Annotated in this window: 14 protein-coding genes and 1 pseudogene; 4 read left to right on the forward strand and 11 right to left on the reverse strand. The window is 49.1% G+C overall.

Annotated elements, in window-relative coordinates; genetic code table 11:
* Positions 1 to 16 precede the first annotated feature (16 nt).
* From CLV60_RS04780 to bioB, 3 genes and pseudogenes are all read left to right on the forward strand, one after another.
* Positions 17 to 1,447, forward strand: coding sequence for a glycoside hydrolase family 125 protein (locus tag CLV60_RS04780; protein WP_106594247.1), 1,431 nt, complete (start codon positions 17 to 19; stop codon positions 1,445 to 1,447).
* Positions 1,448 to 1,567: 120 nt separating this feature from the next.
* Positions 1,568 to 3,119, forward strand: a pseudogene (locus tag CLV60_RS04785) (IS1182 family transposase).
* 221 nt (positions 3,120 to 3,340) lie between these two features.
* Positions 3,341 to 4,312: a biotin synthase BioB gene (bioB, locus tag CLV60_RS04790; protein WP_106594248.1), complete on the forward strand. Its 972-nt coding sequence runs from the start codon at positions 3,341 to 3,343 to the stop codon at positions 4,310 to 4,312.
* Between the two features lie 11 nt (positions 4,313 to 4,323).
* Here bioB and CLV60_RS04795 read toward each other — a convergent pair whose 3' ends face one another.
* From CLV60_RS04795 to CLV60_RS04820, 6 genes are all read right to left on the reverse strand, one after another.
* On the reverse strand, positions 4,324 to 4,707 hold the full coding sequence (locus CLV60_RS04795) for a helix-turn-helix domain-containing protein (protein WP_106594249.1): 384 nt from the start codon (positions 4,705 to 4,707) through the stop codon (positions 4,324 to 4,326).
* On the reverse strand, positions 4,704 to 5,048 hold the full coding sequence (locus CLV60_RS04800; protein ID WP_310589268.1) for a type II toxin-antitoxin system HigB family toxin: 345 nt from the start codon (positions 5,046 to 5,048) through the stop codon (positions 4,704 to 4,706). The genes CLV60_RS04795 and CLV60_RS04800 overlap by 4 nt, the downstream gene beginning before the upstream one ends.
* A gap of 61 nt (positions 5,049 to 5,109) precedes the next feature.
* Complete coding sequence (locus CLV60_RS04805; RefSeq protein ID WP_106594251.1) at positions 5,110 to 6,285, reverse strand: PepSY-associated TM helix domain-containing protein; 1,176 nt, start codon at positions 6,283 to 6,285, stop codon at positions 5,110 to 5,112.
* 24 nt (positions 6,286 to 6,309) lie between these two features.
* Positions 6,310 to 8,784, reverse strand: coding sequence for a TonB-dependent siderophore receptor (locus CLV60_RS04810; protein WP_106594252.1), 2,475 nt, complete (start codon positions 8,782 to 8,784; stop codon positions 6,310 to 6,312).
* A gap of 202 nt (positions 8,785 to 8,986) precedes the next feature.
* On the reverse strand, positions 8,987 to 9,814 hold the full coding sequence (locus CLV60_RS04815; protein WP_106594253.1) for a sugar phosphate isomerase/epimerase family protein: 828 nt from the start codon (positions 9,812 to 9,814) through the stop codon (positions 8,987 to 8,989).
* A 248-nt stretch (positions 9,815 to 10,062) separates the two neighbouring features.
* Entirely contained in the window at positions 10,063 to 10,491 is a 429-nt protein-coding gene (locus tag CLV60_RS04820) for an META domain-containing protein (protein WP_106594254.1), read from the reverse strand.
* Between the two features lie 259 nt (positions 10,492 to 10,750).
* Between CLV60_RS04820 and CLV60_RS04825 the strand changes: the two genes are divergently transcribed.
* Positions 10,751 to 11,611 carry an AraC family transcriptional regulator gene (locus CLV60_RS04825; protein ID WP_106594255.1) on the forward strand — a complete coding sequence of 287 codons (861 nt, stop codon included), beginning with the start codon at positions 10,751 to 10,753 and terminating at the stop codon, positions 11,609 to 11,611.
* A gap of 28 nt (positions 11,612 to 11,639) precedes the next feature.
* Here the strand turns inward: CLV60_RS04825 and CLV60_RS04830 are convergent, their stop codons facing one another.
* The 5 genes from CLV60_RS04830 to CLV60_RS04850 all read right to left on the reverse strand — a co-directional run bounded on the left by CLV60_RS04830 (position 11,640) and on the right by CLV60_RS04850 (position 15,550).
* A complete protein-coding gene (locus CLV60_RS04830) occupies positions 11,640 to 11,966 on the reverse strand; it encodes a helix-turn-helix domain-containing protein (RefSeq protein ID WP_223401895.1) in 327 nt (108 codons plus the stop codon).
* Between the two features lie 2 nt (positions 11,967 to 11,968).
* Positions 11,969 to 12,310 (reverse strand): type II toxin-antitoxin system RelE/ParE family toxin, encoded by a 342-nt coding sequence (locus tag CLV60_RS04835; RefSeq protein ID WP_211302188.1) that lies wholly within the window; start codon positions 12,308 to 12,310, stop codon positions 11,969 to 11,971.
* Positions 12,311 to 12,401: 91 nt separating this feature from the next.
* Complete coding sequence (locus CLV60_RS04840) at positions 12,402 to 13,835, reverse strand: Gfo/Idh/MocA family protein (RefSeq protein WP_106594256.1); 1,434 nt, start codon at positions 13,833 to 13,835, stop codon at positions 12,402 to 12,404.
* 42 nt (positions 13,836 to 13,877) lie between these two features.
* A complete protein-coding gene (locus tag CLV60_RS04845) occupies positions 13,878 to 14,735 on the reverse strand; it encodes a ThuA domain-containing protein (RefSeq protein WP_106594257.1) in 858 nt (285 codons plus the stop codon).
* A 23-nt stretch (positions 14,736 to 14,758) separates the two neighbouring features.
* Positions 14,759 to 15,550, reverse strand: a complete 792-nt coding sequence (locus CLV60_RS04850; RefSeq protein WP_106594258.1) for an SDR family NAD(P)-dependent oxidoreductase — start codon at positions 15,548 to 15,550, stop codon at positions 14,759 to 14,761.
* Positions 15,551 to 15,573: the final 23 nt, after the last annotated feature.

Genomic DNA, 15,573 nt, shown 5'->3' on the forward strand with positions numbered 1-15,573 from the left:
CTTATAAACCTACCTCATGTTCTTAAGAAGAGACTTCATCAAAGCAGGGGCGTTGGCGGTGGCTGGCATGGCCTTGCCCAAATGGTCGTTTGCAAAAAGTGCCGACTTTCCGGTAGTGCGCATCCCGGTCGATAAGCGCAATTTCACAAGTCCGGCTGTGGAAGCAACCATAGCCCGCATGAAAAAGGTGATCAAAGATCCCGAGCTGGCGTGGCTTTTTGAAAACTGCTTCCCGAATACGATCGATACCACCGTACATTATAATCCGACAGATGGCAAGCCCGATACCTTCGTGATCACCGGCGACATCGATGCGATGTGGCTTCGTGACAGTACGGCGCAGGTTTGGCCTTACCTGCCTTTGTTGAAAGAGGATCCGAAACTGAAAGACATGGTCGCGGGGCTTATCAACCGGCAGACCAAGTGCATTCTGATCGATCCTTATGCCAATGCATTTTACGATCGCCCGAAAGAGAGCGAGTGGACCAAGGACCAGACCGAGATGAAACCCATGCTCCACGAGCGCAAATGGGAGCTCGATTCACTTTGCTACACCATTCGTTTGGCATATAACTATTGGAAAACCACCGGTGATACCAAGCCATTCGACGCCGACTGGTTGAAGGCGATGGAACTGGTGCTCAAAACCTGCAAGGAGCAACAGCGCAAAGATGGGCCGGGACCTTACAAGTTTGGCCGCGTTACTGCCTGGTCTACCGACACCGTTCCGGGTAATGGCTACGGTAACCCCATTAAGCCGGTTGGGTTGATTGCGAGCACATTCCGGCCGTCGGATGATGCGACTATATTCCCGTTCTTCATACCGTCCAATTTCTTCGCCGTTGTCTCGTTCCGCGAGGTCGCTGAGTTGCTCGAAAAGGCGTCCGCTACCAAAAACGCGAAACTGGCGGCTGATTTCCGGGCGCTGGCTACGGAGGTCGAAGCTGCGTTGAAAAAGCATGCGGTCATTCAGCATACGGAATACGGAAAGATTTATGCATTCGAGGCCGATGGTTTTGGAAACCACGTCATGATGGACGATGCAGGTATCCCGGGGCTTATCAGCCTACCTTACCTGAATGCCGTTTCGGTGAAAGACCCGATTTACATCAATACGCGGAAATATGTGCTGAGCAATACCAATCCGTATTTCTTCAAAGGGAAGGCCGGTGAAGGGTTGGGTAGTCCGCATACGCTGGTGAACCAGATCTGGCCAATGGGGATTATCGCGCGCGCCATTACCTCTACCAGCGACAAGGAGATCGAAGCGCAGCTGAAATTGCTCAAAACGACGCACAACCATACCGGTTTTATGCACGAGTCGTTCGATAAGGATGATGATTCGAAATTCACGCGCAAATGGTTTGCGTGGGTGAACACGCTGTTCGGGGAGCTGATCCTGAAACTTGAAAAAGAACGTCCGCACCTGCTGGCGAAAATATATTAGGCAACTGCATTGATGCCTTTCCCGAATGAGGGTGTCTCAAAAAGACACCCTCTTTTGTGTGTTAAGTCTTTGCCGATTTTTTACGATTGATTATCTTTAGATATAAGCAATCTAGGATCGATGGCCAGACGACAACCTACTTTTAAGCCTTACCATCAGCAGCAATTAATGCTGCTCCCCCCCAGTTTAGATGAGTTGATTCCCAAAGACCATGCTTGCCGCGTGGTCAATGATGTGATCAATAAAATCAGCTTGGAGCCACTTCATGCGGCCTATCACACGATAGGTTCATCGAGTTACCATCCCCAGATGCTTCTAAAAGTGCTTGTTTACGGCTATGTAAGCAATATATATTCGAGCAGGAAGCTGGAAGCAGCCTGCAAAGAGAGCATCTACTTTATGTGGCTGAGCTCGATGAGCTACCCTGATCATAATACAATCAATCGGTTTAGGGGTGTCCGCTTGAAAGATGCATTGCGGAAGATCTTCGAGGAGGTGGTGCTATTACTAGCCCAGGAAGGGCTTTTAAGCATTGAAGAGGTCTACACAGATGGCACCAAGATTGAGGCCAATGCTAATAAGTACACTTTCGTCTGGCGGAAGGCTATTGCGACCAACAAGGAAAAGATCAAGAAACAGTTAGCTCATATCTGGGAATACGCCCAGAGCGTAGCCACAGCCGAAGATGGCCTTCCTGATCCGCCGGACTTTACCACCATTAGTAAAGAAAAGGTCCAAGACACGGTTGATAAACTCAATCAGGTGCTGGGCAAAAAAGAGAGTATTGACAGGAAGATGAAAGCCAAGTTAGGCTATGTGACCAAGCATTATCCAGCTAATATTGCCAGCTATGAGCAGCAGGAGGCAATTTTGGGCAACCGTAACCGCGGCGGCGGACCGCTCTTATAGCAAGACCGATCCGGACGCTACGTTCATGCGTTTAAAGGAGGATCACATGCGTAATGGGCAGTTGAAGCCTGCTTATAATGTGCAGATATCGACATCGAATCAGTTTGTTGTCAATTACAGTATCCATCCTAATCCCACCGATACTAACACGCTGGCCGCACACCTGGATCAATACGAAAAAAGCTTTGGCAGGTCACTAAAATCAATAACGGCTGATGCCGGGTACGGCTCAGAAGAGAATTACACGATGCTGGAAGAAAAGAAAATCGCTGGGTATGTGAAATACGGCCTGTTTGACAACCGGCAGCATCGAAGCTTCAATAGCAAACATCCGTTCAGCGCCGACAAACTCCACTATAATCCCCGTGGAGATCATTACATCTGTCCCATAGGCCAGAAGATGCGCTACATTGGTAACACGATCAACAGGACTGTGACGGGCTTCTTGCAAACCGCCCGCATGTACAAAGCCAGCAACTGTAGTAAATGTCCCTTGAACGGAGCTTGCCATAAATCCAAAGGCGACAGGATTATCCAGGTCAATCTCAATTTGGAAAGACAGAAACGACAGGCCGATGAGTTATTGACGAGCCAGCAGGGCATTCAGAAGCGGAAGAGGCGGTGCTTTGATGTCGAACCTGTCTTTGGTAACATTAAGCATAACCACAAGTTCCGCCGCTTCATGCTTCGTGGCAAGCAAAAGGTTGAAATCGAGTGGGGATTGATTGCACTAGCCCAAAATATCAGGAAGAAGGCCGCCTAAACCAGGCTTACAGGTCGCGCCGGCAGCCGTTATGATCAACTTCACCCATACTTTACCAACTTCACAAACCGAACTTTCTATACCCAATAAAAACAAAAGACCGTCCCAAATTGATTTGAGACGGCCTCATTTTTGTTTGGCCGGACTACGGGGTTTCTGCTAAACCGGACGCAATACTGCGCCGGTCGGCGGGCTACATTTGGTTCGAAAACAATGTCACCATGCAAACCGCAACCATCCGTAACGACTGGACGCTCGACGAGATCGAGACCATTTACAACCTCCCCTTAATGCAACTAATCTACGACGCAGCGACCGTGCACCGTGAATGGCACGACCCGGAGCGCGTTCAGGTATGTACATTGTTATCCATCAAAACCGGAGGTTGCCCCGAGGATTGCGCCTACTGCGGGCAAGCGGCCCGTTACCAGACCGGCATTAATGTAAAAGCATTGATGAAAAAGGATGATGTGGTAGCCATCGCCCGCCGTGCCCGTGAGGGAGGTTCGAGCCGTTTCTGCATGGCCGCCGCATGGCGGGAAGTGAAGAATAACCGCGATTTCGACCGCGTGCTTGAAATGGTAACCGAAGTGGCCGGGCTGGGCCTCGAAGTATGCTGTACCCTCGGCATGCTCACCGAAACCCAGGCCGAAAAACTCAAAGCCGCCGGCCTTTATGCCTACAATCACAACCTGGACTCTTCCTCGGAATACTACGATCAAATCATCACCACACGCACCTACGACGACCGCCTGAACACGGTCGACCACGTGCGCAACGCGGGTATATCCGTGTGCTGCGGGGGCATCATCGGTCTGGGAGAAACCCGCGAAAACCGCATCCAGATGCTCCATACGTTATCCACCATGCCAGAACACCCGGAGTCCGTACCCGTGAACGCCCTCGCCCGCGTACAGGGGACACCGTTGGGTGATATGAAGAAAGTCGATACCTGGGAAATGGTTCGCATGATCGCCACCGCGCGTATTCTCATGCCCAAAGCGATGGTCCGTCTGAGCGCCGGGCGTATGGAAATGAGTGAATATGAGCAGGCGTTCTGCTTCATGGCCGGGGCCAACTCTATTTTTACGAATGAGAATGGGGAGCTGCTCGTGACACCGAATCCGGGAATGGGGCAGGATCGGGAAATGATGGAGGTTTTGGGGTTGAAAGCACTTGTTAAAGAGGATTGAGTTTCGACTGGTTAAGCATGATGCAGGATGAATTCAACAGGAATATCAAGCTTCTCCTTAATCACTTCCAGCAGTGCAGCATTAGGCTTTTTATCTTCCCATAAGATCATTTCAAGCTCTGCTTGCGAGATCCCAAGCGTTTGAGCCAGGTCTTTACCTTCCCGTCTCATATCATACATTCGGCGTTCAAGAAATTCTTCAAATGTGGAAGGTTCGGGAATTGGATAGGCGACCTTCTCATATGCCATCAATGCTTCGGCCATTGCGCGAATATGTAGTTTTTCGTCCGCAGTAACGTTGGCTTCGCCTTTCTTCATCAGTGCTCCAACGACTTCGAGCATTGCCGAATGCTCATCTTCGGTAGTGACAGTGTAAGCTGGTTTTGTGTCTTTCATAGTGATCGAATGTTAATTTCATCGTACTGCTGGTGCGTTCCAATGAATCTGACATAGACGGTGCGGATGTCAAAATGGATCCGGGTTATCAGTCTGTACTTGTTGCCGCGAATGTTAAAAATGTAAAGGTCGTTGCCAACGCAATCAACCGAATTGAAAGCTCTTTTAACATCATGGAATGTGGAAAAGCTTGCTTCTTCCATCGTCTTATGCCAGTCAATTAACGCTTCTTTCGAATGAGGATGTTTTTGGAAGAAATTTCTTAAAGTATTAAAACTCAATATAACCATTAATGTGTGATGAAGTGTTAACAAAAAAATACCCGATAAAATTAAGAGCATCTTAATCTTATCAGGTATCTATTTATCAACGAACCGGAACGGCTTATCCGGCGGGAATTATTTAACTAACGGTCGCTCTTGTGCGGACGGTCGGATGTGACGCAGCAGGGCTTTTCCGAGTCTTCTTCTCCTTCTTCTTAAACTTCCTCCCAACCCAAATCACTACCCCGGTAACCGGCAACGTCGCGGTAATCAGTGCTACAAGCAATGCCAGTGCCTTCGTAGGCCACCCCCAAATGCTCCCGGTATGAATCGGGAATACGAGCCTGCGGACTTTCATACCCGCGGTTTCGTCGTCATAAAGGCGTTTGCTGAGCAAATGGCCGTCGTGCTGGTCGAAGTAGAGGAAATCGACGACGTTGCTGATCGAGGCTTCGTCATTGGTTTTGGAAACGGTGATGGAAAGGCTGTCGGACTCGGGTAATGTGAATTGAATGCGGCCGGGGTGGGGTAGGAGGCGACCTGTTTCCGTGGCGATTTTGGCTAATTTGCCGGTAGCTGCTGCATTTGCGAGGGAGATGTTTGCAGGAGCTTCGCGTTTCTGTTGCGGCTTGCCGTCGAATGTGAGGTAGATCATATTATTGACCCATTTGTAGCTCCAAACGAGGCCGGTTAATGCGATCAGGAATGTGAATGGCAGTACGTAAAAGCCGAAAACGGCGTGCAAATCCCAGTTGAGGCGCTTGAATTTGGCATTCCATTTGATGGTCAGGCGCTGCTTGGTTTGCTTGCGGTTGGGCCACCAAAGGACGAGGCCGGTGATCATAATGACGATGAACATCACACAGGCGACGCCGGTAATGGCTTTGCCGGTGTCTTCCATGCACAAATAGCGGTGCAGTTGGAGCACAATATGGAAGAACGATTCGTTTTCGCGGCGTGTATCGGTGATCTCAGCGGTGTAAGGGTTTACAGCTACCGAAAAGACATTCTTTTCCTTCTTGCCTTTCACCAAACCGAATATGATAGTCCGGTTGGCGTGGGGCTCAATGGCAATCCGGGCAATGCGTTGCTTAGGATAGGCGTTCGCAACGACGGCGCGCAGATTATCGAGGGGTAGTGGCGACGGATCCTTCGGAGCTTCCACGACGTGGAATTTTCGGTAAATCACCGGTTCCAGCTCGTCTTCGAAAACCAGGATACTCCCGGTGAGCGCTACTATAAAAACTACAAGGCCGGAGGAAACCCCCAGCCATAAATGTAGTTGCGATGCGATTTTCTTGAATGTCTTTTTCACCGGTTTTATGAAATAGCACGCATTTTAGAAAGTGTAGGAAATGGTCGCCATGAAGTTGCGAGGTGCGCCCGGGAAGAGGCGGAGGTAATCGTAACCACCTACCCAATAGGTTTTGTTACCCAGGTTATTGAGGTTCACCTGAAACTGGAATTTGTCGATTTTGTAGTAAACAGCCCCATTCAGTAAAGCGTAGCCGGGCAATGTCTGGTTGTTATTCAGAGACAAGTTCCGCTCGGTCACGAAGTTGCCGCCGAGGCCCACGCCGAAACCGTTCAGGAAGTTATCCACGAAGGTATATTTAGTCCAGACGCTCCCCTGGTTTTTCGGAGCATTCGGTTTTTGCAGATTCACCAGCACCTGGTCGGTTGCCTTGGAGCCCGCATCGGTGATCTTCGCGTCGTTGTAGCTGTAAGTCATGATCACGTTCCAGTTCGGAAGGATGTTCCCCGTCACATCGAATTCCACTCCTTTTGCAGTCTCTTTGCCAACCTGGATCATCAGGTCCGGGCGATCGGCTGCATTGGCCGAATACAGGGTGTTGCTCTGCGTGATTTTGTAAACCGAAACATTCGCGGTCAGGCGGCCGTCGAGCCATTCTGTTTTCAAACCAGCTTCCGACAGGCTGCTCCGGATCGGATCGAATGGCCCGCCGGATAATGGGTTGCTCTGTACGGTCGGGTCCTGTGGATTGTAGCCTTTTGTGTAAGTACCGTATACATTAATGTTGTTCGTGAGCGTATATACAGCCCCGATGCGCGGCAGCAATGCGTGCTGCGTTACATTCGACTCGTTGTTAGTGGTGTAGCCCTTTTTATCAATGTAAGTATCATAACGTAAGCCAAGCAGGATCTGCAACTTTTTGATTTTCAGTTGTTCCTGCAAATACAAGCCATGCAATTTGTAAAGCACGGGCGTAGTTGCCGAATTGGCCGTCACGTTGTAAATGTACTTGGAAGGGTCTTCCATGTTGTTGTTCTGCAACGTGAGGTCGTAATGCGAAATGTTCGGCTTCGGAATGCTGTAAGTAACGCCGTTTTCGGTGTAGTTGTAGAACACATATTTTTCAGGCGTTTTGGGATTGTAAGCCGCCGCGCCGCCCGCTTTGAGCAGGTAACCGTTCGCGGTCTGCTGGCCGGAGCCTTTCGGGGTCGACGATTGGATAAAATCATAACCCGCCACCAGCTTATGCTCCGCAATGCCGGTGTTGAAGTTATGGTTGAAGAACAGCGACACATTATCCATGAATGACTTTGTTTTACGGACAAATACTTGCCGCGCTACCAGGTTTTCAATAGCCTTCCCGGCCGAATCGACTCCGTTTACATTACTACTACGGTGTTCCAGCAAATCCTCGGAATAGCCCGTACGCAGGTAGGCGACATTGAACGAGGTGTTTTGGGTAAACTGGTGGTTCAATGAAGTCGTGATCAGATAAGTTTCTTCATTGAGATAATCATTTACTGCATTCAGCGATGTCTTGATCGAGCTCGAATAAAGGTCATTTCCTTTCACCGATTGCCCGCGGTCGAGGCGACTATTGGAACGGTTGAAAACGAGGTCAAAGTTGATACGGGTTTTATTGGTAGGCAGGAAGGATACAGACGGCGCGACAATGATATTTTTGTCAAACTGCATATTCCGGAAATTCTGCGCATTCACATAACCCAGGTTGAGGCGGTACAGCAAAGTTTTGCTTTCGTTCATGGGACCTGTGAAATCGGCCAGGGTACGCAGGGTATTGAAGCTGCCAGTCGTGAAGCTTAACGATTTCCGGGGTGTGTCGAGCGGTTTTTTTGTCACGCGGTTAATGGTACCACCGGGAGAAGTGTTGCCATACAATGCCGAGGCCGCCCCTTTGATCACCTCCACGCGTTCGAGGTAGTTGACCGGCGGCTGTTTCCAGAACCCGGAGAATGTACGCAGGCCGTTCACGAGCTGGGTTGTGCTACCGCCGTTCATCCGGAAACCACGGATCGTCAGGTCATCGTAAAATGTGAACTGGTTTACACCGCTCATATTTTTCACGGCGTCGCCCATCAGGAACACACCCTGATCGCGCATTACTTCCTTGGTAATGTAGGAGATCGCCTGCGGTACTTCCTTAATAGGGGTCGCCGTTTTGCTGGCGATGAAGGAGAGGTCGTTTTTATAGCTGGTACCACGGTTACCGACGATTTCCACAGTTTGCAGTTCCTGGGCGTTCTCCTCGGTCGTGATTTCGAGCTTCGAGGTTTCATCCGCTTTTACGCGCACGTTATGGTTGATGCGCTTGATGCCCACACCCGTGCCTATGAGCACGTAGTTTCCGGGGGCCAATGCGTTGAATTCGAAGTCTCCGTCGGCGTCCGTCAGTGTTCCCTGATCCGTTCCTTTGAGGATCAGGTTGATAGACTCGGCGGGTTGGCCCGCGGCATTTTTAATATTGCCTTTGATCCGGCCTGTTTGCGGGAATGCGGTAAAGCTGCAAAGTGAAAGGATGAGTAAGCAGAATATCCTCATGATATGGGGGTTAAATAAACTAGCTGTTGGCAAAACGGTGTCAAAAGTAGTCTTATTTAGACCAATCCCAAATAATGAATTATATTATTCTCCACTCATTTTTTAATTCGTTCTAATTGTTCAATTTTTTCTGTCAATACTTTTATTGCCCGTTCAGTGTAACTTTTAGCTACATTAAACGGGCAATAAAGACGGGTAAGATTTATCCCAGATTGGATTTGATGAACGCCAGTCCATCACGCATGAGCTGCTCTTCCGAATCGAACATCTTGCGCCAGATGTTGGCTACGGGCAGTTTCGGGCTGAATGCCTCGATGCTGATCCAGCCATCGTATTGGATGTCGCGGATGGATTGGAACACCCCTTCCCAATCCACATTGCCTTTGCCGGGCGTGGAGCGGTCGTTTTCGGAAAGCTGGATGAATGAAATGCGGTCGCCGGCCTTACGGATGGTATCGCCGATATTTTTCTCTTCTATATTCGCGTGGAAAGTGTCGAACATGATCTTGCAGTTCGGGTGATTCACATCATCCACGAAACGGATGATCTCATCGCCGCAACTGGTGAGGTACAACTCGAACCTGTTAAGGTATTCCAAACCGAGGCTAATGTCGAGCGATTCGGCATAATCGGCTACTTCGCGTATTCCCTCGATTCCCCATTGCCATTCCTCCTCAGTAGCCGGTTTCCCTGTGAAAACGCCCAATGCCGAATGGTAAGGGCCCATCAGGCGGCTTGCGCCGAGTACGAGCGAGCAATCCAATGCACGTTTCAAATGATCGATCGTATGACGGCGCATGGCTGGATCGGCGCTGATAAGGTGCTCCGAAGGGCCGCAGATGGTATCGGTCTCACATGCGAGGCCCAGGTTGTCGAGCTTCTGGCGGAACTTGAACCAATGCTCAGGATTGGTATTGAAAATAGGCACCTCGACGCCGTCAAAACCGATCTCTTTGATGAGCTCGAGGGTAGGAAATAGGCTTTCATCAATCTGGTTCCCCCACAAAAGGAGGTTCATGCTGTACTTCATCAAAAATCGAATTTATCTCGCTGGCGAATGGATTAGGCGGGATGCAAATGCCCCTGTCTTTTCAGTATACAATCTTAAAGTAAAAAAGTACTGTTCAATATACACGATTTGACGAGTAGTTAGCTGATATTGATAAGTTGACGTCTGGTTGCATGAATATCGGGGTAAAATAGACTCATTGATCAAACACAAAAGTGGCGGCCCTTTTGGAGAGACCGCCGCTTTATGAAGCTTATGTTCAATACAAATTATTGCACCCGGCTGAAAATGAGCTGGTTGCTGTTTTCGTAATACAGGATCAATCTGTTGGTTTTCAAATCATACAGATTTACACTCGGAAGCGCGTTCACAAACAGGTTGCCCCAGTTGGTCTCCGCTCTTTCGGTGCCGCCTCCACCGATCTGGATCGTATTTTGTTGGGCGGTTTCGTAGAAGCCTGTCAGGATATTGGTGGAAGTTGTGCCTTCCAGCTCACCTTTGTCTTTAAAATTGAGGCCTATGTCCATCACCCCTTTCGTAGTAGCGGGTTTGCTGATGGTATCATCCTCCTGCACGATGCTCTCCAATTGCCATTTGCCGGTCAACTCCACATTGCTGCTTATTGTGGTAGTTTTTCCACAACCCATGAGCAGCGAAAAAAACAGCACGGATGCTGTCGGAATGATTAGGGCTTTCATATGCGTAAATAAATTTCAGAACTACCTATGATTGACATCGTACTCGCAAAAAAGGTTGCAAAAAAGTTGAGCGGCTTTATAAATCTACAAAAAATATGCCAGTCATCCGAACATGGACGGCATAATTTATAACGGTTCCAAGGGCCGATTCTTTTACCGATGACTCAATCTATTTTTTGTGAATAAATTCGATAAATGATCATATTTTGATAGTAATAATGTAATATTGCTAATCTTTTGGGTAAAATCCTGACAGAATATGAAAGCACCGATCCATAAAAATATCGAGAGCCAAGTCCGCACAGTGACGGTCCACGAGCTTAAAGAGCCCCATTTTGATCCTAATTGGCATTTTCATCCGCACTACCAATTATTTACCGTTCTAGAGGGAACTGGCAAACGGCTAATCGGGGATTCTATCCAAACTTTCGGTCCGGGCGATACGGTGTTTCTCGGTCCGGATGTGCCGCACCTTTGGCGGAGCGACCCGGCCTATTTCGAAGCAGGTTCGCCGCTGATGACCCACGGCATCGTGCTTTATTTTCAGGAGGATTTTTTAGGGAAAGATTTTCTCGAGAAGCCTGAAATGCTCGGGCTTCGTCAGCTGTTGGCCGATTCGAAGAGGGGGATTTCCTACAAGGGCGCGCTTTCGGAACATATTCGTGAAGAATTAATCTCGTTAACCAGCGTAGAGGGCTTCAAAGGCATCCTGCAACTCCTGACGCTGCTCGACAAACTTGCGCACGACAATTCCGGTGAGTTCATTTCGAGCTATGGGTATGTCAATAACTTCAAAGTCTCGGAAACTGAGCGAATGCAAAAGGTGCACAACTACGTATTGCAGCATTTCTTCCAGGAAATCCGCCTCAGCGACGTTGCGTCTCTCGCCGGAATGACCGAAGCCGCATTCTGCCGCTACTTCAAAGCCCGCTCGAACAAAACCTTCATTGATTTTGTCAACGAAATCCGCATCGGCCACGCCTGCAAACTACTCCTCGAAGACAAATGGACCATCGCCCAAATCGCCTACGACAGCGGTTTCGATTCGCTATCGAATTTCAACAGGAATTTCAAGAAGTATATCGGGCATACTCCGCGGGAGTATAAAGGGAATTATTGATGATGTCAGATGGTGTTCTGGCTTGCCGTTAGCGAATCTGCAATGCCTGCTGGTCAACGGTAATATTAAATTCGATCTCTGCTTTTAAGGCGCTGAATACTTTCAATATCGTATCAATAGTAGCGCTATTATTGCCGTTTTCGAGCTTGGATATCTGTGCCTTTTGCACGCCGACTAGCTCCCCAAGTTGCTCTTGTGTGAGATTGCGTTCTTTCCGGACGGTTCTGATAGCCCGGCCAAGCAAAGCCATACTTACTTTGTGTTCATGCGCATTTCTAGCAGGAGTGCCGATAGGGCCAATGTACTTATCCTTCATTTCATCCAGTGTGTACACCTTCATTTTTGATTTTCCCATAATTATTTTTGTTCTTCAAAATATCTCGCTCTAATTCTTAATGCCCGCTGAATCTCCTGTGACGGGATTTTCGCGGACTTTTTAATGAAACCATTCGAAGCGACTACCAATGTTTGTTTGGAATCTGATTTGTCCCAAAATGCAAGCAGCCGGATTTCATTGCCACTATACGTTGTTCTGAACTCCCAGATATGTTGATGAATTTTCTTCAGTAGCCTGGGATCGTTTGTTTGTGCTGCCATATCAATGTTAAAAAATATTTTATCGATTGCTTGTTGAGGCAGGGTAGCAAGAAACCGATTGGCTTCATCTAACATCAGTATGTTGAAGTAGTGTGCAGGCATATTAGAGATAATGTGTGTATCCAAATTTGGAAACTTCTAAATTATAAAAATATCCTGGCCGATCAATGCCGAGCCAGGATATTTTAGAGGATTACCCTTTCACATTATTAGTCCCATACTTCCCGCGTTGCGGCCGGGAGAGCATGGCCGTGGCTTCCTTATCATTAAGGAATTGTTCCTTTTTCGGGTCCCATTTCACCTTGCGGCCGAGTTTCATCGCCGTGTGCGCGAGGAGGCACGCGGTGCATGAGCGGTGCGCGATTTCGGCGTGGCTGATGGTCTGCTTGCCGCTCTGAATACTTTCGATCCAGTTCTGGTGCTGCTCGGGGCTTTCGTACAAATGGATTTCATTTTCTCCGATCACCGAGCCAAGGATTTTTGGATCGCTGGCGTAGAATGCCTTGTTTTCTTTCGCATTCTGAGCTGCCACGGGGTCAGAAGCAGTAACACCCACATTACCGCGCGAAACGAAAATCCACCCGTCGGTACCTTCGAATTTCACGCCATTAGGGTTGGTGCCGCCGATCTCCATTACCACACCGTTTTCGTACAATGCATTCACGAGGAAATCGCCATGCACATCCCAAAGACCGGAGCCTTTTGCAGGGAACGTAGCCTTGCCCTCGATTTCGATCGGGCCGGTGAGCTCGGTGTCCATTCCCCAATGCGCGATATCGATGTGGTGCGAACCCCAACCCGTGATCATACCGGCCCCGAACTGTTCGAGACGAAGCCAGCCCGGACGGTCGTTGATGTCGGTTTGTGAATGCACGCGGTCTAATGTATAGTAAATTTCGGGCGTCGATCCGAGCCACATATCGTAGTTCAGGTTCGATGGAATAGGCATTTCCGTCGTATTTCCACCTGCGGGATCACCCGGAAGCCCTACATATACTTTTTTCAATTTTCCAATACGGCCATTGCGTACCAGCTCACAGGTACGTTTGAACTGCGGCCAGGGGTTGACCGAACGCTGCTGGCTGCCCAATTGGAAAATGACTCCCTTCTTCTTGATCATATCGGCCATCTGGCGACCTTCGCGGATCGTCAGGGAAGTCGGCTTTTGCATATAAATATGCTTACCCGCAACGGCAGCCTCCATGGCTGGCTGGGCATGCCAGTGGTCGGGTGTACTGATGATGACCGCGTCGATATCTTTGCGGCCCAGAATTTCATGGTAGTCGTCGTAAGTTTTTACTTCCAGGTATTTCTCTTTTCCTGTACGTTCGACGTATTTACGTTCAATCCATTCCTTGCCCTTTGCCAGGCGGTTTTTATCCAAATCAGCCACAGCAATCACGTGCGCCGCTTCATTTTTGATCACTTCCGGCAAGTCGTGTGTGGACCCAATACGACCAAAGCCGATCTGTCCGATGTTGATCTTGTTGCTCGGCGCATTCTTGCCGAACACAGTCGATGGTACGATGGTAGGGAACATCGATGCCGCGATAATGCCCGCTGTGCCTTTTGCAGTGGCTTTCAGGAATGACCTTCTGTCCTGATTTTGCTCCTTCTGATCTTTCATTTTGTATGCAGATTTAGGATTTAATGACTGATGTGTTCTTGACTATTTGGATAAGGCCGGAATTGAATTTCGCACCGGGTCCTGCGGGCTCGTTGCGTAAGCCTTGCTGTAATTTCTGGGTTTCTGCGGTCCGATCGCCCATTCAATGGCTCCCAGGATGTGCTTGCGCAGATCTTCCTTTTCATAATCCTCTTTCTGATGCCCGAGAGAGGAGTAGAACGAGCGTCCGCCGTCATACTCATGCCACCACACAGACGGGAATACATTCCCAAAGGTATCCAGTGCTTTTCCGGCAGGTTTTTGAATAGTTGAATGGTCGTTTACGGCCAGTACATTCAGATTTACACCGAGTTCTTTGATGAAATAGAATTCGTCGGTTTGCCGCGGCCATTCTTTGCCAAGGTGTGCGAGCGACGGGTTCTTCGGGTCCAGAATTTTCACTGAAAAGCTTTGCCCTGGTTCATGCCAGAAGAAAGTCCCGCCCAAGAGATCCTTGAACCACCGCCACTTGCGCTCCGTGCCCGATGCTGAATGCAGCCCCACAAAGTTGCCGCCGGCCTGAATGTAACGCATGAGTGCCACACGCTGTGCATCTGTGTCAAACACGTCGTTGTTGGTATTCGAGAAAACCAGGCAATCGTATTGTTTAAGGTTTTCATCCGTAAACTTGGACGGATCGGACGTCGTGTCAACAGCAAAACCATGCTGTTTGCCCAAGGCGAGGATTGCTACTTTGGAATTGGCAATGTTGTCATGCACATAGCCTTTCCCGTTTTTGGTATAAACCAGAATCTTGACCTTGTTCCATTTGATTTTCTGTGCGTGTGTGCTTACGAGCCCTCCCAGCCCGAGGAATAGCAGGCAAAGCAGGCATACTGTCAGGATGTTTTGTTTTTTCATTGATACTTAAAGAAAAGGTTGAACTAAAATCCAATTGAATTGCCGCCGTCCACGGGCAGCGTAACACCGGTAATGAATTTTGCGGCTTCCGAGGCTAGGAATACGGCAGCCCATCCGATGTCGTCAGGCTTGCCCCAGGTGCCCATGGGCGTGCGGTCCATCGCTTTATCACGTCGTGAAGGATCACCATTCATGGCGGTGAGCATCATCGGCGTTTCAATGAAACCGGGCGCGATAGCGTTTACACGCACATTATAGGGCGAAAATTCGGTAGTCAATGCCTTTACCATCCCCCCCACGGCGGATTTTGATGCCGTGTAAGCTACTACGCGGTCGATACCATACAATGCGGCCATGGAAGTGATCATCAGGATCGATCCTCGCTTGCGTGCCACCATACGTTTGCCGCATTCGCGGGTGATCGAGAATACAGCGTGGAGGTTGGTCTGGATAACGCGGTCGAAATCCTCGTCGGAGACTTCCACAGCATGTTTTTTCATATTAATACCCGCATTGTTGACCAGAATGTCGATTTCCCCCACTTCCGTTTCGATAGTCTCGATCAATGCTGGCAGCGATTTCAGATCGGTAATGTCATTCACAAAATAGCGTGCACTCGTGCCAAGCTTTGGTAATGCTTCTTTTAAAACATCCTCGCGCCTGCCTGTGATCACGAGCTGCGCGCCCGCCTGCGCGAGGCATTGGGCGATGTAAAAGCCGATGCCGCTCCCTCCGCCGGTTACGAGTGCGATTTTGCCTTCCAGGGAGAAGGCATTCAGTGATGGTACTGTTTCGATTTGATTTGGAATGGACATTATTTTAAAATCTATAAAACCTT

It is taken from the genome of Dyadobacter jiangsuensis (genome assembly GCF_003014695.1).
Classification (GTDB): Bacteria; Bacteroidota; Bacteroidia; order Cytophagales; family Spirosomataceae; genus Dyadobacter; species Dyadobacter jiangsuensis.